The sequence below is a fragment of the Hyphomicrobium sp. genome, assembly GCF_036780825.1.
Classification (GTDB): domain Bacteria; phylum Pseudomonadota; class Alphaproteobacteria; order Rhizobiales; family Hyphomicrobiaceae; genus Hyphomicrobium_C.
In genome coordinates this window covers 1-21,786 of sequence record NZ_DAIQCD010000036.1, presented here as the reverse complement: position 1 = coordinate 21,786, position 21,786 = coordinate 1, and the positions used below count along the sequence as shown (strand labels likewise).

The window sequence follows — 21,786 nt, the reverse complement described above, 5'->3', positions numbered from 1 at the left end:
ATGAGCAAAGCTCCGTCATGGCCTGGCGATGGCGCCCGCACGGCGAGCGACGTATGCCTCATCGTGGAGGGATGCTACCCGTTCGTATCGGGTGGTGTGTCCAGCTGGCTGAACTGGCTCATGCGGAGCCAGGGAGACCTCACGTTCTCAGTCGTCGCCATCACTGCCGGTCCCGGACCGCGGCATGCCCGTTACGAGCGGCCGGATAACCTGATCGCCTTTCACGAGCTGAACCTCAGCGATCCCGCCGTTCTTGCGACACACAGTCCAAAGGTTACGGATCGCCAGCTTGCAGACTGCGGCAGGCTCGCGGACACGTTGAGCCGTTTCATTGCCGGCGGCGGCATTGCGGAGTACCGGGAGGCTTTGAGCGCGATCCGGGCGCTCGGCCCCTCGTCGCTTGCCGCGCTCCTGAATTCGCCCATGGCATGGCAAATGGTGCAGCGGATGTATGCGACCCTCGCGCCGCAAGCCTCGTTCCTTCAGTTCTTCTGGGCGTGGCGGTCACTGGTCGGCGGCCTGTTCACGGTCGCGACATTTCCATTGCCCGAGGCCAAGGCCTACCACTCCATTTCTGCCGGCTATGCGGGGCTGCTCTCGGCGCGTGCGGCGATCGAGACGGGAAGGCCCGCGCTTCTGACCGAGCATGGCATCTATACGAACGAGCGGCGCATCGACCTGATGCTGGCGCGATGGCTGTCGGACACCATCGAGAAGGGCTATTCCATCGATGATCCGCGCCGCGACGTCCGCGACGTGTGGATCGAGGCGTTTTCGTCGTTCGCGCGGTGCTGCTATCAGGCAAGCTCGCACATCATTGCGCTCTTTCAGGGCAATCAGCCGATGCAGCGGGCGCTCGGCGCGGATCGGGAACGCATGCGCGTCATTCCCAACGGCATCGATGCCGCCTCGTATGCGGCGATCCCCCGGCCCGGCGCGGCGCAACGCCCGACCATCGCCCTCATCGGCCGCGTGGCGCCGATCAAGGACGTCAAGACCTTCATCTCGGCCATCGATCGCATCCGGGGGGCGCTGCCCGAGGTGCATGCCTTGATCATGGGGCCCACCGACGAGGATCCGGCCTACTTCGACGAATGCAGGGATCTCGTGAGCGAGCTCGGGCTTGACGAGCACATCGAGTTCACGGGCAGCGTTCGCGTCGCCGACTATATGCCCTTTATCCATCTCATCGTTCTCACGAGCCTGAGCGAGGCGCAGCCCCTGGTGCTGCTCGAAGCGGGAGCCGCTGCGATCCCCTGCGTCACGACGGATGTCGGGTGTTGTCGCGAGCTTATCGAAGGCGGATGCAACGATGAAGGGCCGATCGGCGCTGGTGGCATCGTTACTGATGTCATCGCTGCGGATCAGGTGGCCGAGGCAGTCTTGCGCCTCTTGACGAACGACGCGGAGCGCGAAGCGATGGGCCGCGCGCTCAGAACCCGTGTCTCGAGGTCCTATACGGAGAAAGCCGCGCGCAACGCCTATTCAGATCTTTACGCCGCCGTCACCGCGCAACAGACGGCCTCGATCGGGGAGGCCGTGCAATGAGCGCCGCGGGGGCTGAGGGATTCCGGACACGGAGCCGCGGTGATCTGGCCGTCGTCCTTCTGGAGATGGGCCGCTCGATCGTTGTCTCGGTGGGGCCTTGGCTGTTCACCATTGCGGCTCTTCTCCTCGTCACAAAGCTTGCGCTGAACTTCACCACGCGCGACGTGCTTGCCGACTTCCGTGCTCTGCTGATCTACGCGTTCGCGCTCTCGCTCATCGCGACGGCGCCGGTGGCCATCACCTTGAGCCGCATTCTCGCGGATACCGTCTATGGCGATGCCCGCAAGGAGATCGCCACCATCTTCCTTCCGGCGCTGCCCTTGGCCTGGGCCCTATCCGCGGCGCTGGCGCTCGTCGTGTGCTGGTTGGCGGCGGCGTCGTTCGAGGTCCAGCTCGCACTCGTGCACGCCACCGGCATCATCGGCATGACGTGGGTGGCGCTTGCAGCCTGCAATGCCTTGCGGGATTTCGTGGGTATCGCGGTGACCTTCCTGGTTGGTCTCGTCATATCCGTTGCAGGCAGCTTTCTGGCGGCGGCATACGGGTTTACCGCAGACGGCATGCTGGTCGCATTCAGCGGCGGGCTGGCCGTCGTTTTCGTTGCCCTTTGCGCCCGGCTGCTCAAGGGCGCGAGCGTACCGGATTTTGCGCTCGGCGCGTCGCTGCGTGCCTTCGCGGCCAGCATGGCGGACTATCGCCTGATCGCGTTCGGGGCGCTTTTTGGCGCTGTGGCGCTATGGGCCGACAAGTTCGTGATCTGGATGGGACCGGCCGGAGAGCACGTATCCTCTGGCATCGTGCATGCGCCCCTTTACGACAGCGCGGCCTTTCTAGCTTCGCTCGCGATTATACCCTCGCTCGCGCATTTCATACGCATTCTCGATACCGAGTATCGCAGCATCTATCGTGGCTATTACGATGCCATCGGCGATCATGCCACCCTCTCTGACATTGAGATCCGGAGCGCCGCTCTCAAAGACAAGACGCTGCGCCTGCTCGACAGGATCCTCGTCAACCAGATCGCCATTTCGGCCATCGTCGTTTTCCTGGCGCCGGCCATCGTCGGGGTCGTGGGGCTGCCCTACAGCGGGATACCGATCCTTCGGTCTTGCGCCATCGCGGCCGTGTTTCTGCTTCTGTTCCTGGCGACGACGTCGCTGCTTCTCTTCTTCGACCGGCACCGCGAATTCCTGTGCCTGCAAGTGCTGTTCGCCGTGCTCAACACGGCCGGAACGGCGGCGGTGCTTTTTCTGGGTCCCGATTACCAGGGGCTCGGCTTCCTGGGGGCGTGCGTGGCCAGCGGAACTGCGGCCTACATGGTGTTTTTGAAGATCATCGACCGGCTCGACTACCACACCTTCGTCGAGGGAGCGGTGCGCCAGCAACGCGTTGCTCTCGCGGCGTCACGGCAAATGTCGGCCGATGGGCCGGCGTTTTGAAAGAATGCGTCAGCTGTTTTTTGCGTCCGGAGGACCAGTCATGTTCGATCCATTCCAGGCATGCCTTCGTAGATCCGTCGTTGCAGCCGGTGTGTGCATCGCCTGCGCGGTCGTTATGATCCCGGCCCAGGGGGTGGCGGAGCCCCGAGATGCGGCGGGCGCGGGTACCTCTCAGGCAACGCCCGTCTGGGCGGGAGAGCGCCTCGTCCACGGCGATCGCATCAAGATCATGTTCTTCGAGCACGTGGACTTTCCGGATGAGGGAAAAGCCGGAGGGCCGCCAATCAAGTCCTTCTATCAGCGCGCCGACCTCAGCGGCGAATACGCGATCGAGGCGGATGGCTCTCTTTTTCTGCCAAGGCTCGGCGGCTTCGAGGCCGAGGGCCAGACGACGCATGATATCCAGGACCGCCTCGCCGACACGTTCGAGAAGCAGTTCGGGCGCGCTTGCGACGTAACGATATCGCTGATTGATCGTGAGCCCGTTTTTGTAACCGGGGAGGTGCGTAACGCGGGCTCCTATCGCTACGTCAAGAACATGATGGTGCTGCATGCCGTGGCGCTCGCGGGCGGCGCCGATCTCGGACGCGGGCGCGAGTCGATTGCCGTCGAAGTGATGCGCGAGCGCGAGCGCCACGATGCGGCGCTTCTCGATCTCAAGCGGCTCCTTGCGGAACGGGCGAGGCTCGAGGCGGAGCGGGATGACAAAGATACGATCTCCGTCCCGAGCCGGCTGCAGGAGATCGCACTCGGGAGCGAGATAGCGGACCTCGTGGAGGCCCAGACCGCACTGCTCAGGCAATCCCAGAAGATGTTCGCCGAGGCTGAGAGGCGCCTCACCGATCACGTCGCGGCCGCCCGGCGCGATGTCGACGCGGCGCGGGAGCGAGCGGGGAAGCAGGGGAATCTGATATCGCTCCGAAATCTTCGTCTCGACGATCTGCTTCTTCTCAAGCAGCAAGGAGATCTGCGCTCGACGAACGTCACGCTTGCCAAAGTGGAGCTTGTGGAAGCGGAGGCCCGTCTGCTCGATATCACGTCCGAGCTCCAGACCCGCCAGTCTTTGCTGGCACAAAAAGAGCACGAGCTCCGTGAATTGCGGGACGAGCGTCAAGGGCGCATCGCGGCCGATCTCGCGCACAACCTCTCGCAACTGACGGCGAGCGAGAGGCTTGTCGCGTCGATCAGCGCCATTTCAAACGTCCTGGCGGCCGGCGTCCCCATTCCCGGGGCCAAGAACCAGAGGTCATCGCTTAAATTCGAGATCGTCCGCCCAGGCGGGCGCGCCACGCCGACGGCGATGGCTGCGGACGAGATGACGCCGTTGATGCCGGGCGACGTGCTGCGCGTGCGGATCGGATCGACGTCGCCGACGGGACGGGACGGGACGGGCGACATCAACGGACGTTTCAGCAACTGACGGCAAGGTGCGTGCCCCATGCGTGACGTGTCCCGGCGTTCCGTTCTCGCACGCGCATCGGCAACGCTGTTGTCGGGATTGTTCGGGCGTGCTGCGATGGCGAGGGATCCCGTATCTCCTTCGCCGCCGAGTTCACCGTTCCCGGGTGGGCCTGTACTGCCGGAGGAACGACGGGCGGCGATCAGGCTTCTGAGCGCGGCGCGATATTGGGGATGCCAGTACCAGAATATCGATGTCGATCGGTTGAGCGCCTCGGCGCTTGATTTCATCGTTGTCGATCATGCGCTCGGCGTTCCGGAAAGCATCATTGCATCGCCGGAGGATGTCGCGCGGCTGAAGCGGAAACCGGACGGCGGGCGCCGCATCGTGCTCGGCTATCTGAGCGTCGGAGAGGCCGAGAGCTATCGGCCTTATTGGCGCGCGGAATGGAAAGAGCGGCCTCCGGCCTGGCTTGCGGCGCCCAATCCGGACTGGCCGGGAGCGCATGGCGTGCGGTTCTGGGATCCAGCGTGGCAGGACATCGTTTATTCGGGCCGCCACTCCATTCTGAACTGCATCGTCGACGCAGGATTCGACGGGGTGTTCCTCGACCGTGTCGATGCCTATGCCGACTGGCTCCGAACTCGGGCCCGCGCCGTGGACGACATGATCGCGCTCGTGGGGGGGCTCGCGGCGCATGCGAGAGAAGCGGCGCCGGGATTCCTGGTGGTCGGCCAGAATGCGGAAGGACTTCTGCGTGATGCGCGCTATCGCGGCCATATCGACGGCGCGGCCAAGGAAAGCCTCCTGTTCGGACTACGCGGTGCGGGCGTCCGCAATACGGATGCGGATATCGCCTGGAGTCTTGCCGGGCTCAATGCCGTGAAGCGCGACGGGCTGCCTGTGTTCGCGATCGAGTACATCGACGATCCGGCGCAGATTGCGCGCGCGCGGGATGAGCTCGATGCCATGGGGTTCCAGCCGTTCTTCGCGCGGCGCGCCCTCGATGAGCTGCCGGTCTCCTACGTGCGCTGATGCGAGACGAACCGGGATCGGCTCGAGCAAGCCGGCATCTCCCGGGGCATTGCTGCGCGCGGCTTCGAGGAACTGAGATCAACGTGCTGCGTTCACAGAGGAAAGCCGTTCCATTGCTGAGCGACGGACCAGCCGGCACGTGACGGCGGCCAGCTCGGAGAGGACTTCGACGTGAGCCTTGCGTTCGTTGATTGGCACAGCGTCTTCGTGCCGGAGATCGGTGTGCCCGAAATCGTGGTGCGCGGCACCATCATGTACCTCGCGATGTTTGCCATTCTTCGTTTTATCGCCAGGCGCCAAACTGGAAACTTCGGGCCGGCGGATCTCCTTGTCATCGTGCTGATCGCTGACGCCGCGCAAAACGGTCTCGGAAAGGATTACAGCTCGGTCACGGAAGGCATCGGCCTGGTTCTAACGATCGTGGCTTGGGAATATGCGCTGGATTGGCTCGCATGGCGCTTTCCGGCTCTGCGTCCCTGGCTCAGCGTTCCGCCTTTGAAGATCATCGAGGATGGCCGGGCGATCCAATCGGCTCTGGATCGGGAGATGTTGTCCGAGGCTGAGCTTCTCGGGCAATTGCGAGAGCACCAGATCGAGCGAGTGAGCGACGTCAAGGTGGCGCGCCTCGAGGGCGATGGCCGGCTCAGTGTCATAAAGAAATCGGGCGCCTAAGTGCCACCGGAACAGTGGGAATAGCTGGAACGGCTCGGAGTGCCTTACCGCCTCATCTCGCGCTTCAGCGCTGCCGGAAAACTGCGTGCCTTGAAACAAAAGATCGCCGCCGGCGGTTTACCCAGCAGGCGACACAACGAATGGAGGATTATCATGGCACGCGCCACCGTTCATCCCGATCACCGCCTGATCTCGAGTGAGGACGTTCACGGCACCGACGTGATCGGCGCCAGCGACGAGGTCATCGGTGAGATCGACCACCTACTGATCGAGAAAGTCTCAGGGCGCGTCGCTTACGCGGTCATGAGCTTCGGCGGTATCCTGGGGCTTGCTCATAGCCATTATCCGATCCCCTGGTCAGCGCTGAAGTATGATGCCGCGGTGGGCGGCTATCGCACCGGCATTACGGAGGAGCAGCTTCGCAACGCGCCCGAGTTCAGCGATGATTCCTGGTCCGATCGTTCCTGGGAAACACGCACGCACGAGCACTATGGCGCTCCCGGCTATTGGACGTAGCTCGGCCTTGCAGTGCGCACGAGAAATGGCGCAATGCGGCTGACCTCATCCGCATTGCGCGCGATGGCGGAGCAGATGATCGGCGAGAACAAGCGCCATCATCGCTTCGCCGACCGGCACGGCACGGATGCCGACGCAGGGATCGTGGCGGCCCTTGGTGATGATGTCGGTTTCATGGCCCGCTGCATCGATGGTGTGGCGGGGCGTCAGGATCGACGACGTCGGCTTCACGGAAAACCGGCAGACGATCGGCTGGCCGGTTGAGATGCCGCCGAGGATGCCGCCGGCGTTGTTCGACAGGAAGCGCGGACGCCCATCGGGGCCGATACGGATCTCGTCCGCGTTGGCTTCACCGGTGAGTTCGGCCGCAGCCATGCCGGCGCCGATCTCCACTCCCTTCACCGCGTTGATGCTCATCATGGCCGAAGCGAGATCCTGGTCGAGCTTGGCGTAGAGCGGAGCGCCGAGGCCCGCCGGCACGCCTTCGGCTATGACCTCGATTACGGCGCCGACCGACGAGCCGCTTTTGCGCACCTCGTCGAGATGCTGGGCCCATTCGGGAACCGTGCCGGGATCGGGCGAGAAGAACGGGTTCGACGAGACCGTCTCCCAATCCCAGCGGGACCGGTCGATACTCATCGCCCCGATTTGGACCAGGGCGCCGCGAATGACGACGGAGGGGCCGAGGACCTTGCGTGCAATGGCGCCTGCGGCGACGCGAGCCGCCGTCTCGCGTGCCGAAGAGCGGCCGCCGCCGCGATAGTCGCGGATGCCGTACTTGGCCCAGTAGGCATAGTCGGCATGTCCCGGGCGGAACGCAGCCTTGATGTCCCCGTAGTCCTTGCTGCGCTGGTCGGTGTTGCGGATCAGGAGCGAGATCGGGGTTCCCGTCGTCACGGTAGGGCCGTCGCCGTCGGTAAAGACGCCTGAGAGAATCTCGACGGCATCCGCCTCCCGCCGCTGGGTGGTGTAGCGGGACTGGCCGGGCTTCCGGCGGTTGAGATCGACCTGGATCTCCTCGGCCGTGAGCGGGATGCCGGGAGGGCAGCCGTCGACGATGCAACCTATCGCGGGGCCGTGGCTCTCGCCCCAGGTCGTCATGCGAAACAGATGGCCGAAGGTATTGTGTGACATGCGGCGCCGCTTTGCGGGGCTTGCCTCGCGAGGGGGCCCCAGGATGAAACGATGGCATCGACAACCTTGGCCGATGCGGCTGTCCCCTCTCATAAGTGGCCCGCAGCGAGGGGGCAAGGAAGGACGACGTGCGGTTTTATTTTGCAAGATGCGGCGACGCAGGTATGCAGGCAATTGCCCCGTGCATGCCGAGCGCTCGGACAAGAGGCTCGCGCATAGGGGAAGCGGACCCGGGACGGTCATTCAGGCCGTTAATGGGTCGCCTGCATGTTCCGCGTAATTGGCGTATCTGTACGTGTCGAATGCGTTTCAGCGAGACTTTCCTCGCGGCCTGAGCAGCCGCCGTCGAAAGCCTTGCGCTTCTTGTATGCATGGGGAGAGCCGAAGCTGCCGCTGCTTCGGCTCTCTTTCTTTTTCACTCGAGATCAGACGCGGGCGAAGGATTTAATCGCTGCGCGGGAGCGGCCGGAACGCTCCTCGATCTCCCGGTCTTGGGCTTCGAGGGCGGCGCGGGCGGGCTCGTCGCCGTCCAGTCCGCCGAGGATCTCGCCTGGCACGCGGCGATTCGAGGTCTGTGTTCCGTCCTCATAGACGACATTGAACAGTACGAACTCGGCCTTGGGGTTCGGTTTCTTGCGGGCCATCTGTCCTCCTCCATGACAAGACGCCGGACGCGAGAGCGAAATGCTCTTGCGTCCGGCCAGATCGAAACAGCGCGCCGGGAGCCGTCATGCGCCAGAGTGCTTCCGGAAAAGTGGGAACCGGTTTTCCGAGAAGAAGCACGATCGAACAAAAGCTTAGAGCCGTTCCCCGATTCCACTTAATCGGAACGGCTCTAGATTTAAGCGGTCTCAGCCGACGTCGCGGCGGCTCTGTCCTCCGGACTTCGGTCCGCGTGGGCGTCCTCCTGCCGGACGACGGCCCGGCCGGGCGAAACCTCCGGCAGCGTGTGACGCGCCCTGTGCATCTCCTGTCCGCGAACGGTCGTTCTTGCGGCGTGCCTGGTTTCCGTTGGCGCCGGCCTTACCGTTGATGCCGGCCGACGCGGATCGATCCTTGCGAAGGCCTTGCGCGCCTTGCCGGTCAGAGCCAGAGCGAGATTCGAGCTGCGGCCTACCGTTGGAGCGCCCGCGGTGGGGCCGTGCACCGTAGCGCGGGCCCTCCGTGCGCTCGCCATCCTCCCGGCGTGGCGGTGTACGGTCGGCGACGATCGAGGGATCGTTGCGCCGGTCCTCGTGAGGAATCTGCTGGCGTGTCAGGCGCTCGATGGCGCGAAGCTGGCCGCGCTCCTCGGCATCGCAGAACGAGATGGCGATGCCCGATGCACCGGCGCGGGCCGTGCGGCCGATGCGATGCACGTAGGCTTCGGGAACCTCGGGCAGCTCATAGTTCACGACATGCGTCACGAGGTCGATGTCGATGCCGCGCGCCGCGATGTCGGTCGCCACCAGCACGTTGATGCGCGATGCCTTGAAGTCATCGAGCGCGATCTCGCGCTGGCGCTGGCTCTTGTTGCCATGGATGGCCGCAACCTTCGTGCCGCCGCCTTCGAGATGGCGCGCGACGCGGTCGGCGCCCCGCTTGGTGCGCGTGAAGACGAGGGTGCGCCGCATGTCCGGATCGGCCAGCAATTCGGCGAGAAGGGCGCGCTTCTTGCTCGCCTCGATATGGATCACGCGCTGGCGGACACGCTCGGCGGTGGTCGAGACCGGAGTAACCGAGACTTTGACCGGATCGTGCAGAAGCTCGTTGGCGAGGCCAGAGATCTCGTTCGGCATGGTGGCCGAGAAGAAAAGGTTCTGGCGGCGGTGCGACAGGTGCGAGACGATGCGGCGGATCGGCTTCACGAAGCCGAGGTCCAGCATCTGGTCGGCCTCGTCGAGGACGAAGATCTCGGTGCCGGAGATGTCAGCGGAGCGCTGATCCATGAGATCGAGAAGGCGTCCGGGCGTGGCGACCAGCACGTCGACGCCGCGGGCAAGCGCCTGCACCTGCGGACGATGGCCGACACCGCCGAAGACGATGGCGACCGTGACGCCGAGATGGCGTCCATAGGCGCGGAAGCTTTCGGCAATTTGGGAGGCGAGCTCGCGAGTCGGCGACAGTACGAGTGCGCGGCAGCCCTTGCGCGGGGCCGGGCGGCGGTTGGCGGCGAGCCGCGTGAGAATCGGCAAGGCAAAGGCCGCAGTCTTGCCGGTGCCGGTCTGGGCGATGCCGAGCAGGTCACGGCCTTCGAGAACGGAGGGGATGGACTTGGCCTGAATCGGAGTCGGCGAGACATAGCCTTCCTGCGCGAGGGCCTTCAGGATCGGCTCGGCGAGGTGAAGATCAGAAAATGATGACAAAGGAATGGGTCTTTCTCTGTGGCCGCGCACAGCACGGCGTGCGGCGCCGCGTAGGTGCGGAGCATCGCAAGGGCTTCTATGACGCCCCGCGTGGCCTGGGCAGTCGGATGGGGAATTTAATCTGGGCGCGGTCAACAGGGAGACAAATGGGCTCAATGGGCCCGGAACATGTCCCTTCACGCGGCTGGAGCGCCTGACGCCCAAAATGCATCGGGCGTTGCGCGGCTTCTCTCATGTTGCGGGTGCGAAGTCAAGGAAGCCGCCTACGCCGCGTCATCATGGCCGCTGCCGAAAAAAAGCCGCCGGCGAGGGCCAGCGGCTTCGAATCTCGGTTGATGCCGAGGCAGCTGACTAAACCAGCTGCACCTGGCCGGCCTGCTTGCCGCGGCCCTTGCGGTCGTCCTCGAGGACGAACGACAGCTTGTCGCCCTCATAGACGCCGTTGATGCCGGCCCGCTCGAGCGCCGACACGTGGATGAACACGTCCTTCGAGCCATCCTCCGGCTGAATAAAGCCGAAGCCCTTGGCGGTGTTGAAGAACTTCACGGTGCCCGTGATGCGTTCCATGTGATGCTTCCTTCAAATGCGTGCACAAAAGATAGCCAGTTCCGGGCGGCACGCCGCAAGCCCGGAATCTCAGTCAATCAGGAATGGGGTAAACGGCCGGTGGCACGCTCTCTCATTCAACTTCGTGAGGGCGCGATCCACCTCGGAGCGCACCGGCGGACGCTATATGCGGGCAGTCTGTGGCGAAAGCAAGGAGCATCTGATGCGCCCTGCACATAACGCGACTGAGCAGAGGCCCGCGGATACCGCCACAACCAGTTTAGCTGGCCTCGATTGGTCATGCAACTGCGGGCGCCGCAGCATTCTTCCTGACGGTTGCTGCATTGCGGAACGTATCATGAACCTTGTTGGAGCGACGTGTTCGGACTATCTAAACAGAGAGACGAAACGAGGAGGCAATCGCCAATCGAGGGGTGGGTGTGATGGAGAACACAGAGACTCGCGAGATTACCAAGGCGGATGTGGATGCGTTTCTGTTCGGCAAACACCTGACGAGCTGCGCCGTGTGCGGACGGTTTCGCTCCGGATGCGATCTCGACGTTCATACGCTGAGTTGTCAGCGGGGCGCTTCGCCCGGATGCTCGTCGAGTTCGGTGCTTAATGTGCTCGTGATCGTTTGCCAGAATTGCGGCGCGATCGAATTCCACGACCGGAGCGTCATTGCCAAGTGGCTGGGGAGCCGGCGGGCGCTTGTATGATGATCAAAAAATTCCCCGCCTGATGCAGCGGCGCCCGCATTTTTTGATCTGATCACGCGAGCGACGCAGGAACCTCCAGCCTTATTGGGGAGGCGTCCGCGTGTCCCTGCGCGCGCCCGCTGAAAAGAACCGCTCGGCCGCGCTTCGCCATCGTTCTGCTCCCGTTCATCTTGAGAGATGTAGCCGTATCGACTCGCGTCGGACCGTGGGGTTCGCCGTGATCAGAGGATAGTTTGAGATCGGAAGCTCTCTTCGCGCGTTGTACCTGGTGTGCGAGGCGTATCGATAGATCGGAGACGTGCATCACATGAGCACAAGCCGGCGAAAAGAGCGGGACCTGCGGATCGATTTTTTCCGCGGACTGGCGCTCATCTTCATTTTCATCGACCATATCCCCGACAATGCCTGGGCTTCCGCAACACTCCGGAATTTCGGTTTTGCGGATGCGAGTGAAGTGTTCGTTCTGCTGGCGGGCTATTCGGCCGGGCTCGCCTACTGGTCGATGGCGGAGCGTGGCGATTTCCGCGGCGCGTTTGCCCGTGCGAGCCGGCGTGCCAGCGAGATCTACGTCTGGCATGTCATCGTCTTCATCGCGTCGGCGATCTTGCTTTATGGCGCCGCGCGCATCTTTCAGAACCCGTCCTATGTGACCAATATCGCCATCGGCAGCCTTGCCACGGATCCCTGGCGCACCCTCGGCTCCGCGATGGTGCTCTTCTATCAACCCAACCAAATGAACATCCTGCCGATGTACGTCGTGTTGATGTTCTGGCTGCCGGCGGTCCTGATCCTGCTTCGGCGCAGCGTGGCGCTGACGCTCGGTATTTCATTCGCTATCTGGCTCGCCGTGAATGTGGCGGCCCTCAATCTGCCGGCGCATCAGCGTGAGGCGGGATGGTTCTTCAACCCGTTCGCCTGGCAGCTTCTGTTCACGTTCGGAGCGGCGGTCTCCGTCATCGTTCGGCGCACGCAGTCCGAGGAACGGATGCCGATGCCGATGCAGATGCAGGCTTCGCCACGTGCTGCCTTTCTCGTTCTGGCTTCCGGCTACGTGCTTTTCGCTTTCATTGTCGCGGCACCGTGGGAGCAGATCTCGTGGCTTCCCGATGGGCGCCTTCTGGCGCGCGAGCTCGTCGAGCCGATGGACAAGCATTATCTCTCGGCCTGGCGCCTCCTGCATGTGCTGGCACTTGCCTATCTCGTGGCGGCGATCGTGCCCGCGCGGGCGTCCTGGCTCCGGCAACGGTGGGCTCAGACCGTTCAGACGTGCGGGCGCCACTCGCTCGAGATCTTCTCGCTCGGAACGCTCCTGTCGTTTCTCGGCTGGATCGCGCTCACGCAACTCGGAACCAGCAAAGCGGTCATGCATGCGGTCAACGTCATCGGCATCGCTATCATGGCCGCCGCCGCGTGGGAGATGTCACGCCGCAAGGAGCTGCGTAAGCTCTCGATACAGCCCAGGCGCGCTCCTGCGCTTGCGTCCTCCTGAGGCGGAAAAAAGCGCCGCCGCGTGATCAACGCGTTGGGCTGATCTCATGCAGCAGGTGGCTGATGACGGCATCAGGCTCCGTACCGGTGAGGTGAGGTGCGAGGACGAGCAGGAGCAGGCACAGGGTGCCGAACGCTAAGCTCGCGACATCTCCGCCGCTGATGCTTGCGCGCGCCGGAGATGAGGCGACGGCTGGAGGCGCAGCTGGCGCAGGGCTCATGGCTGCCGAGGAGCGGCTGCGGAACCGGAACGCTGCCTGTGCGAGGCGCAGCACGTCGTCCGAAGTCAGCACCACGATGCGCAAGGTGCGCTCGATGATGCCGAAACGCGCGGCGGCCTGTAGCCCGCGTGTGGCCTGCCCGGCCCGCGCAGCCTGACCGAGGCCGAGCAGCCCGAGGACGTGATCCGAATAAACGGCGACCACGAGCGCGAATAGGACAAGGGCAATGTCGAGCTTCACTTCCCACAGAGCGTGGGCGAGGGGACGTCTCGCGCCGAGCAGGCGGCCGCGGATGATCTCGAGCACGAAGTGGACGAGCATCAGCACGATGACCCAGAACAGATTGAGCCAGATGCTGAGCGCGATGGCGCCGCCGATGTAGAGAATCACGAAGGACAGGCGGTCGTCGTGGTCCCTGATCCAGTTCAGCGCGTGTGCCATCGAACCCCCCAGCCCCTGCGTTGCAAACGGGCGAGCCATCCCATCATGGGAGAGGTTTGAGCTTCGCGCGATTCCAAGAAGCATAATCCCTCTCGACGCAGAGTTGTGAACAGGCTTCCGCGCATCTTGCGCTGCTCATCGCGAGCATAAGGATCCACCTGGGTGAGGCGCCGTCATCTCACGGGCGCGAGATCGCGCATGTTTTCCGGCCAACAACGGCTGGGAACACGCGCAGGCATGTGCTCTCCATGCAGCAAACACATGAAAAACTTCGTCAAATTCGAAAGAATCAGTTGAAATGCTGTGGCGCCACGGAGGACATCCTTATGAAAGCCACACTTCTCGCAGCCGTCGTGCTCGCGTTTTCAACCAGCCATGCCCTTGCCGTCAGCCTGACCGTCAAGCTCGCCTGCAAGGACGACTACTACGCTCATTGCAGCCAGCACGCCGTCGGGAGCCCCGGCGTGCGCAAGTGCATGAAAGACGTCGGGCCTCGTCTGTCCACCCGCTGCATCAGCGCGCTTGCAGATGCGGGGATGATCCAGTCGAAGGCCGTTACTCAAAAGTACCGGACGAAGACGACGGCGAAGACCAACGTTGCCCGCAAGCACACTGCGAAAAAGCAGTACGCAAAAAAGAGCCAGGCCAAGAAGCACTACGCTGCGAAGCCCGATGCCACGAAGCGGGTCGCAAGCAAGGCGTCTTCAGCCAAGAAGACGGCCAGCAAAAAAGATCTGAAGAAGCAGCGCTACGCCAACAAGGCATCGAAGAAGCGCGTGGCGAAGAAGGACCGCGTGCAGCCGAGCCATAGCCGGAAGCATATCGCCTACGTCGATTGATCGGTCTTTTCGCTTTTCACGGACCGGCCGCTTGCGCAACGCCCCGCGCAAGCGGCTTTTTTGGAGACGCCATAAAGGGGCTGCTCTACACCAGCCTCGACTGCTCCACGGCGGCCGCGATGAAGCTCTTGAAGAGCGGATGCGGCTCGAAGGGGCGGCTTTTTAGCTCGGGGTGGAACTGGACGCCGATGAACCAGGGGTGATCGGGGTACTCCACCGTCTCCGGCAGCAATCCGTCGGGTGAGAGGCCGGCGAAGTGCAGACCGGCGGCCTCCAGACGGGCGCGGTAGTCGGTGTTGACCTCGTAGCGGTGCCGATGGCGCTCGGAGATCTCGGTCGTGCCGTAGATGCCGGCGATGCGGCTGCCCTTCGCGAGAGATGCGGAATAAGCGCCGAGGCGCATGGTGCCGCCAAGGTCGCCGTCCTGGCGGCGGCTCTCGAGATCGTTGCCCTTCATCCACTCGGTCATGAGACCTACGACGGGCTCATTGGTGGCGCCGAACTCCGTCGAGCCCGCGCCGGCGATGCCGCATAGGTTGCGGGCTGCCTCCAAGGTTGCCATCTGCATGCCGAAGCAGATTCCGAAGTAGGGGACGCGGCGCTCGCGCGCGAACTTGGCGGCCAGGATCTTGCCTTCCGAGCCGCGCTCGCCGAAGCCGCCCGGAACGAGGATGCCGTTGACGGCCTCGAGATAGGGCGTCGGATCCTCGCGCTCGAAAATCTCGCTCTCGATCCATTCCAGATTGACCTTGACGCCGTTGGCGATGCCGCCGTGGACCAGCGCCTCGATCAGGGATTTGTAGGCGTCCTTCAGGCCCGTGTATTTGCCGACAATGGCGATCGTCACCTCGCCCTCGGGCGAGGCGATCGAGCGGGAGATCTTCTCCCAACGGGAGAGGTCGGGCTTCGGCACGCCGGTGATCCCGAAGGCGGCCAACACCTCGTCGTCGAGCCCCTCACGATGATAGGCGAGCGGCACGTCGTAGATGGACGCGACGTCGAGAGCCTGGATCACCGCCTCCTCGCGCACGTTGCAGAAGAGGGCGATCTTCTTACGCTCACCCTTCGGGATCTCGCGATCCGAGCGGCAGAGGAGAATGTCGGGCTGGATGCCGATCGAGCGCAGCTCCTTCACGGAATGCTGCGTCGGCTTGGTCTTGAGCTCGCCCGCCGACGGGATGAACGGCAGCAGCGTTAAATGGATGTAGATCGAGGAGTTGCGCGGCAGCTCGTTGCCGAGCTGGCGGATGGCCTCGAAGAAGGGCAGACCCTCGATGTCGCCCACCGTGCCGCCGATCTCGACCAGCACGAAGTCGACGTCCTCGTTGCCGCTCGTCACGAACTGCTTGATGGCATCGGTGACGTGGGGGATTACCTGCACGGTGCCGCCCAGATAGTCGCCCCGGCGCTCGCGCGCGAGAATGTCCTGGTAGATGCGGCCCGTGGTGACGTTGTCGGACTTCTTCGCCGGGACGCCGGTGAAGCGCTCATAGTGGCCGAGGTCCAGATCCGTCTCGGCTCCATCGTCCGTCACGAACACCTCACCGTGCTGGTAAGGGCTCATGGTGCCGGGATCGATGTTGAGATAAGGGTCGAGCTTGCGCAGCCTGACGGCATAGCCGCGAGCCTGAAGAAGCGCGCCGAGGGCGGCGGAAGCGAGACCTTTTCCGAGGGAGGAGACCACGCCACCGGTAATGAAGATGTACCGTTGCATGGGCTTTAACACTACAGCTCTAGGGGTGTGATTCGAAGAGGTTTTCTTGTCTCATCCACGGCGGTCGTGAGGCCTGGGAAAGCTCGCGCCCCAACGGCCGACCCAAGCGACCGCGCGGGGGCTGGGCGTGGCGCGCCGCGGCCCTGTTCCTCACACGCCAGACGACCGGCCCGGTTTAGCGGAGCTTGTCGAGAATGCCGCCTCTCGGCGCTCCGTCGCCAGCGGGCGCGGCCGGAGATGCCGGCTGGGCCTGACCCGGTGCGGGAGCCGAGACCGGGGCATCGAAGGCGGAGCCGACCGGACCCGGACGCTTCGACGCGATGGTCAGCAGGATGCTCGTCAGAAAGAAGCAGGCGGCGAGTACGGCCGTGGTGCGCGTGAGCAGGTTCGCCGTGCCGCGTCCGGTCAAAAAGCCGCCCGCGCCGCCGCCGCTGCCGCCAATGCCGAGCGCCCCGCCCTCGGAGCGCTGCCACAGCACCACGGCAACGAGTGCAGCCGCAACCATGATGTGGATGACGAGTAGAACCGTGATCATTAGAGCGAGAACTCCATGCCTTCGGCATTCGCGAGCATCTTCGGGATGTCCCGGCTTCTACACCAGCCTTGCCGAGAGGGCTAGGGCTGATCGTGAAATGCCACCGCAGAGGACACCTCCGCCGCCCGGGAGGGAAAGATTTCTATTATTATCTGGAGTGCTTCCTGAAAAGTGAGAATTGATCTTGGCGGAGCCATGCAGGTTAAAGTGTCCGACGAGAAGCAGGAAGAAACGAGAACGTAGAGCCGTTCCCCATTTCCACTCAAACCGGAACGGCTCTAGCGCGCCTGCCGGTTTCTGGCGGCGCTCGCCGCGCGGGCATCCTTGCGCTTCGGCAGGGGAAACCCGCTCGTTACGGCCTTGGCGGGCGGCGGCTCGCTGATCTGCGGGCGGGCGGTCAGCTGCTCTCCGCAACGGAAGCTCAGCTGCTCCTCGGCGTTGATGAGGCGCTCGATCCGCTCCAGCCTTTCGGACGGCAGGTTGGTCTTCGCCCAGTCTGCTCCACGACTCATATCGGCCTTGGCGCCGGCCGCCACGAGGGCCTCATACTCCTTCCGCAGCGTGGCGCAGGCCTCGGCATCGAGCGGAGCCGCCGCCGATGGCTGCCAGAGAAAAGGCAGCAGGAGAGCCGGAAGAAGCGTCCGGGCGATGCGCATCTTCAGCCTCGTTCTGTTTTCAGCTTTCGTTTTTACTCATCGGGGTTCCTCGGCCCTCGGTTTTGTCGATCTACGCAAGCGCGCTGCCGGTTTCCGGCATGGCGGCGCGGATGACGGCCAGGAAATCCTCCGCCCGAAGGCTCGCGCCGCCGACGAGGGCGCCCCCGACCTCGGGTAGCGACAGCAACTCGCCAGCGTTGCCGGGATTGACCGAGCCGCCATAGAGAATGGCAATCCGTCGCCCGGTTTCGCCGAGGCGTGAGGCCAACTCGCGCCGGATGGCCGCGTGGACCTCGATCACGTCGGTGAGGCTCGGTATGAGGCCAGTGCCGATGGCCCAGACCGGCTCGTACGCGATTGCGGTGTTCTCTGCCGTGGCCCCTTCGGGAAGGGAGGCCACGACCTGGCGGCGCACGACGTCGAGGGTCAGGCCGGCCTCGCGCTGGCCCTTGGTTTCGCCAACGCAGACGATGGCGAGCAGGCTGGCGCGGTGGGCCGCTGCCGCCTTGGTGCGGACGATGCGGTCCAGCTCGCCATGACCGGCGCGACGCTCCGAATGGCCGACAATGACGGCCGTGCCGCCGGCGTTCCGAATCATCTCGGCAGAAATATCGCCGGTATAGGCGCCGGACGGCTCCCAATGACAATCCTGGGCTCCCACCCGGAGCGCCGAGCGCTCCATGCGGGCGGCAAGAGCCGCGACCAGCGTAGCGGGCGGACAGATGAGGACAGAGGGGGCGCGTCCCCCGAGTGCTGCGACTCCGTCCCGGATGGCTTCGGCTTCGCCCAAGGCGTCTGAAAGCCCGTTCATTTTCCAGTTGCCTGCGACCAGGGGGCGAATGGAGGTCGTGGTCATCCTTACGGCTGCTCCCTCATCCAGTTTCGTCCGGCCCGCGCCGACGCTCTGTCTGCAGATGGCGCCGGAGCCCAGCCCCGTCCGTATTTGGGCGCGCTCCGGATTAACTTGTTTTCAGCTTCCAAGCACGGTCTTGCATTCGTGAGCGGGCTGGGTTTCATATCAACCGACACCCCCCGTCATGGACGGGTTCATCATTTTCTACAAGCGGTGACGGTCGTATCCATGCCTCCTATGCGTCCGCGGCCCCGCATTTAACAGGAAGACGCTTCTCGATGCTCGACGCCATGCGCCGCGGCGCCCAAGGCTGGGTGGCCAAGCTTCTGTTCGCCGTTCTGATCGTGAGCTTCGGCGTTTTCTGGAACGTTTCCGATGTGTTCCGCGGCTATGGACGCGGCGCGGTGGCGACGGTGGGCGACGAGGAAATTTCCGTCACGGATTTCCAGCGCGCGTTCCAGAATATGATCCGGGGCGTGACCCTCCAGGACGGAGGCCGGCTCACGACCGAGCAGGCGCTCATGCTGCGGCTCGACAGGCAGGCGCTCGAGCAACTGGTCGCCCAAGCGGCGGTCAAGGCCCACGCCGACAAGCTTGGCCTCTCCCTTTCAGACGAAACTCTGGCCGAAGGCGTGCGCAACGATCCGAATTTCCACGGGCCCGACGGAAAGTTCTCGCGCCCAGGCTTCGATGGTTTGCTGAGGCAGCTGAACCTCACGGAACATGGCTTCCTCGCACTCCGCCGCGACGACGAACTGAGAGGGCAGATCTCGGATGCGCTTACCTCGGCGGTCGTCGTGCCGAAGCCGATGATTGACGATCTCCATGCCTGGCGCGACGAGACCCGCACCATCGACCTGGTGCCGATCGACGCCAAGAAGATCACGGTTGCGGAGCCCGACGAGGCGAAGCTCAAGGAGACGTATGAGGCGCAGAAGGCGAGCTTCATGACGCCGGAATACCGCAAGGTTGCCGTGCTGATGCTTTCGGCGGATGCGCTGAAGTCCGAGATCCAGCTCACGGACGACGAGCTCAAGGACTACTATACCGAGCACAAGGCGACCTACGACAAGCCGGAGCGCCGTCGCCTGCAGCAGATCGCTTTCAAGGACAAGGCGGCGGCGGAAGCCGCCCGCAAGGAGATCGTCGAGGGGACGAAGAACTTCCTCGATGTCGCAAATGAGCAGGGCGCGAGCGAGAGCGACGTCAATCTTGGCATGCTGACCAAGAGCCAGCTCATCGATCCCAAGATCGCGGACGCGGCTTTTGCGCTCGAGCGCGACAAGCTGTCCGAGCCGATCGAGGGCCGCTTTGCGACCGTGCTCGTGCGCGCGGTGGAGATCGATACGGGCAAGGAGAGCACCTTCGAGGAGGTGAAGGACACAGTGCGCGATACGCTCGCCCGGGAGCGTGCCTCAGGTCTCGTCCAGGAACGTTACGACCTCGTCGAGGAGGGCCGCAACGCCGGCAAGACGCTCAAGGAAATTGCCGAGGAGCAGAAGCTTACCTTCATCGATGCCGAGGCCGTGGACCGGGACAACCAGACGCCGGACGGCAAGACGGCCATCGATATCCCGGATGCGGACGTTCTCATCAAGGAGGTCTTCGCCACCGGGGTGGGCATGCAGCCGGATGTGGTGGAGATGCCTGGCCCGGCCTACGCGTGGTTCGACGTGCTCTCGGTGACGGAGCGCCAGCAGAAGCCCTTCGAGGACGTCAAGGACGATGTGAAGACGCTTTATGTGGAGAAGGAGACGGCACGGCAGCTCGACGAGCTGGCGCAGAAGCTCGTCGATCGCCTGAAGGCTGGCGATGCTTTCGCAGCGGTTGCCGCGGAGGCGGGCGGCGAGGCGGACGTCTTGGAGAATATTAAGCGCAACATGTCGCCGCCGGGCCTCACGACGGAAGCCGTGAAGCAGGCCTTCGCGCTGCCTAAGGGGGGCGCGGGCTACGCGGAAACGAGCGACCGGGCGAGCCGCGTCATATTCCAGGTGAAGGATATCTTCGCCGCCCAGCCGCCGAACAAGGAAGAGGCCGACAAGCTCGAAGACGAGCTTGCGTCGCAGCTCGCCAACGATGATCTCATCGCCTATGTCGAGGCGCTGAAGCAGGGGCTGAAAGTTTACGTCAACGAGACGGAGCTTGCCCGGGCAACCGGCGCCGCCTCGGAGAGCGTCCAGTAGGAAGGCGGTTTTCTTGACCACGCTCTCCCAAGGAGACGCTGTGCCTGACATCGAGGCGCTGCCGGCGGGTGATACTTTTGCAGCCCGCTACAGGGCGGGCGAGCCGCAGGTTTTGTGGACACGTCTTGTCGCCGACCTCGAGACACCAGTCTCCGTTTATCTCAAGCTGGCGCTCGGCAAACCCTACTCATTCCTCCTCGAATCCGTCGAAGGCGGGGCCGTGCGCGGCCGCTATTCGGTGATCGGACTGGCGCCCGACGTGGTCTGGCGCGCCAGTGGGCACACGGCCGAGATCAACCGCGATCCCGCGAACGCGCCTGATGCCTTTGTGGAGGACGCCGAGCCGGCGCTGACGTCGCTCCGGGCGCTGCTCGATCGTTCGCGCCTGGCGCTGCCGGACGAGCTTCCGCCTATGGCCGCCGGCGTGTTCGGCTACATGGGCTACGATACGGTTCGGCTCATCGAGCGGCTCGGCGCAGGCAAGGCGGATGAACTCGGCGTGCCGGACGCAGTGCTCGTGCGCCCGACGGTGGTCGTGATCTTCGATTCGGTGAAGGACGAGATCATCATCGTGACGCCGGTGCGGCCCGATCCCGAGACCGACGCGGAGACGGCCTACGAGCGCGCGTTGAAGCGTCTCCGGCGGGCAGTCTTGGCGCTCGATGCGCCGTTGCCCCACGCGCCGGCGCCGGCCGCCAGCACGCTCGCGCAGCCCGAGCCGCGCTCGAATACCACCGCGCCCGAATACATGCAGATGGTCGAGCGCGCCAAGGAGTACATCCGCGCCGGCGACATCTTCCAGGTGGTACTGTCGCAGCGTTTCTCGGCGCCGTTTGCGCTGCCGCCGTTCGCGCTTTATCGGGCGCTGCGGCGCACGAATCCGTCGCCCTTCCTGTTCCATCTCGATCTCGGTTCGTTCGCGCTGGTGGGCTCCTCTCCCGAGATCCTCGTCCGGCTGCGGGACGGAGAGGTGACCATCCGACCTATCGCAGGCACGGCGCCGCGCGGCGGAACGGAAGCCGAGGACAAGGCGCTTGCGGACGCGCTCATCCGCGATCCCAAGGAGCGCAGCGAGCACTTGATGCTGCTCGACCTCGGGCGGAACGACGTGGGCCGTGTGGCGGAGGTCGGCACCGTCGAGGTGACGCAGAAGTTCGTCATCGAGCGCTACAGCCACGTCATGCACATCGTCTCGAATGTCGTCGGCCGGCTCTCGGGGTCGTGCGATGCGATCGATGCGCTGATGGCTGGGTTTCCGGCCGGCACCGTTTCGGGAGCCCCGAAGGTGCGCGCCATGGAGATCATCGACGAGCTCGAGAAGGCGAAACGCGGGCCTTATGCCGGATGCGTCGGCTATTTCACGGCCGATGGCGAGATGGATACCTGCATCGTTCTGCGCACGGCGCTGATCAAGGACGAGACGCTGCATGTGCAGGCGGGCGCCGGCATCGTCTACGACAGCGTGCCGGAAAAAGAGCAGCAGGAGTGCATCAACAAAGCCAA

General features: G+C 64.1%; 19 protein-coding genes. 10 read left to right on the top strand and 9 right to left on the bottom strand.

The window, feature by feature from the left end; translation table 11 throughout:
• The 6 genes from pelF (at position 1) to V7P99_RS12410 (ending at position 6,609) form a co-directional block, all read left to right on the top strand.
• Positions 1 to 1,548 carry a GT4 family glycosyltransferase PelF gene (gene pelF / locus V7P99_RS12435; RefSeq protein ID WP_333795143.1) on the top strand — a complete coding sequence of 516 codons (1,548 nt, stop codon included), beginning with the start codon at positions 1 to 3 and terminating at the stop codon, positions 1,546 to 1,548.
• Positions 1,545 to 2,987: an exopolysaccharide Pel transporter PelG gene (pelG, locus tag V7P99_RS12430; RefSeq protein WP_333795142.1), complete on the top strand. Its 1,443-nt coding sequence runs from the start codon at positions 1,545 to 1,547 to the stop codon at positions 2,985 to 2,987. Before pelF ends, pelG begins: the two co-directional genes overlap by 4 nt.
• A gap of 40 nt (positions 2,988 to 3,027) precedes the next feature.
• On the top strand, positions 3,028 to 4,407 hold the full coding sequence (locus tag V7P99_RS12425; protein ID WP_333795141.1) for a polysaccharide biosynthesis/export family protein: 1,380 nt from the start codon (positions 3,028 to 3,030) through the stop codon (positions 4,405 to 4,407).
• 18 nt (positions 4,408 to 4,425) lie between these two features.
• Positions 4,426 to 5,421 carry an MJ1477/TM1410 family putative glycoside hydrolase gene (locus V7P99_RS12420; RefSeq protein ID WP_333795140.1) on the top strand — a complete coding sequence of 332 codons (996 nt, stop codon included), beginning with the start codon at positions 4,426 to 4,428 and terminating at the stop codon, positions 5,419 to 5,421.
• Positions 5,422 to 5,592: 171 nt separating this feature from the next.
• Positions 5,593 to 6,093 (top strand): DUF421 domain-containing protein, encoded by a 501-nt coding sequence (locus tag V7P99_RS12415; RefSeq protein ID WP_333795139.1) that lies wholly within the window; start codon positions 5,593 to 5,595, stop codon positions 6,091 to 6,093.
• Positions 6,094 to 6,246: 153 nt separating this feature from the next.
• The gene (locus tag V7P99_RS12410) at positions 6,247 to 6,609 is read left to right on the top strand and encodes a PRC-barrel domain-containing protein (RefSeq protein WP_333795138.1); all 363 of its coding nucleotides are present in this window, start codon (positions 6,247 to 6,249) and stop codon (positions 6,607 to 6,609) included.
• Positions 6,610 to 6,654: 45 nt separating this feature from the next.
• Here V7P99_RS12410 and aroC read toward each other — a convergent pair whose 3' ends face one another.
• The 4 genes from aroC to V7P99_RS12390 all read right to left on the bottom strand — a co-directional run bounded on the left by aroC (position 6,655) and on the right by V7P99_RS12390 (position 10,655).
• Entirely contained in the window at positions 6,655 to 7,743 is a 1,089-nt protein-coding gene (gene aroC / locus V7P99_RS12405) for a chorismate synthase (RefSeq protein WP_333795137.1), read from the bottom strand.
• 425 nt (positions 7,744 to 8,168) lie between these two features.
• Positions 8,169 to 8,387, bottom strand: coding sequence for a hypothetical protein (locus V7P99_RS12400; RefSeq protein ID WP_333795136.1), 219 nt, complete (start codon positions 8,385 to 8,387; stop codon positions 8,169 to 8,171).
• A 207-nt stretch (positions 8,388 to 8,594) separates the two neighbouring features.
• On the bottom strand, positions 8,595 to 10,088 hold the full coding sequence (locus V7P99_RS12395) for a DEAD/DEAH box helicase (protein WP_333795135.1): 1,494 nt from the start codon (positions 10,086 to 10,088) through the stop codon (positions 8,595 to 8,597).
• Positions 10,089 to 10,439: 351 nt separating this feature from the next.
• Entirely contained in the window at positions 10,440 to 10,655 is a 216-nt protein-coding gene (locus tag V7P99_RS12390; protein ID WP_333795134.1) for a cold-shock protein, read from the bottom strand.
• A gap of 1,005 nt (positions 10,656 to 11,660) precedes the next feature.
• Here V7P99_RS12390 and V7P99_RS12385 point away from each other — a divergent pair.
• Positions 11,661 to 12,842: an OpgC family protein gene (locus V7P99_RS12385; RefSeq protein WP_333795133.1), complete on the top strand. Its 1,182-nt coding sequence runs from the start codon at positions 11,661 to 11,663 to the stop codon at positions 12,840 to 12,842.
• 25 nt (positions 12,843 to 12,867) lie between these two features.
• On the opposite strand, the gene V7P99_RS12380 is transcribed toward V7P99_RS12385, so the two are convergent.
• Positions 12,868 to 13,503 carry a hypothetical protein gene (locus V7P99_RS12380; RefSeq protein WP_333795132.1) on the bottom strand — a complete coding sequence of 212 codons (636 nt, stop codon included), beginning with the start codon at positions 13,501 to 13,503 and terminating at the stop codon, positions 12,868 to 12,870.
• A gap of 326 nt (positions 13,504 to 13,829) precedes the next feature.
• Here V7P99_RS12380 and V7P99_RS12375 point away from each other — a divergent pair, with 326 nt between their 5' ends.
• Positions 13,830 to 14,342, top strand: a complete 513-nt coding sequence (locus V7P99_RS12375; RefSeq protein ID WP_333795131.1) for a hypothetical protein — start codon at positions 13,830 to 13,832, stop codon at positions 14,340 to 14,342.
• 85 nt (positions 14,343 to 14,427) lie between these two features.
• Here V7P99_RS12375 and V7P99_RS12370 read toward each other — a convergent pair whose 3' ends face one another.
• The 4 genes from V7P99_RS12370 to tpiA form a co-directional block, all read right to left on the bottom strand.
• Positions 14,428 to 16,056 (bottom strand): CTP synthase, encoded by a 1,629-nt coding sequence (locus V7P99_RS12370; RefSeq protein ID WP_333795130.1) that lies wholly within the window; start codon positions 16,054 to 16,056, stop codon positions 14,428 to 14,430.
• Positions 16,057 to 16,231: 175 nt separating this feature from the next.
• The gene (secG, locus tag V7P99_RS12365) at positions 16,232 to 16,591 is read right to left on the bottom strand and encodes a preprotein translocase subunit SecG (protein WP_333795129.1); all 360 of its coding nucleotides are present in this window, start codon (positions 16,589 to 16,591) and stop codon (positions 16,232 to 16,234) included.
• Positions 16,592 to 16,869: 278 nt separating this feature from the next.
• The gene (locus tag V7P99_RS12360; protein ID WP_333795128.1) at positions 16,870 to 17,247 is read right to left on the bottom strand and encodes a hypothetical protein; all 378 of its coding nucleotides are present in this window, start codon (positions 17,245 to 17,247) and stop codon (positions 16,870 to 16,872) included.
• Between the two features lie 70 nt (positions 17,248 to 17,317).
• Entirely contained in the window at positions 17,318 to 18,103 is a 786-nt protein-coding gene (gene tpiA / locus V7P99_RS12355; protein WP_333795127.1) for a triose-phosphate isomerase, read from the bottom strand.
• A gap of 275 nt (positions 18,104 to 18,378) precedes the next feature.
• On the opposite strand from tpiA, the gene V7P99_RS12350 reads away from it, so the two are divergent.
• Positions 18,379 to 20,283 (top strand): peptidylprolyl isomerase, encoded by a 1,905-nt coding sequence (locus V7P99_RS12350; RefSeq protein WP_333795126.1) that lies wholly within the window; start codon positions 18,379 to 18,381, stop codon positions 20,281 to 20,283.
• 13 nt (positions 20,284 to 20,296) lie between these two features.
• The coding region (trpE, locus tag V7P99_RS12345) for an anthranilate synthase component I (RefSeq protein WP_442909902.1) at positions 20,297 to 21,786 on the top strand (1,490 nt) is incomplete at its 3' end.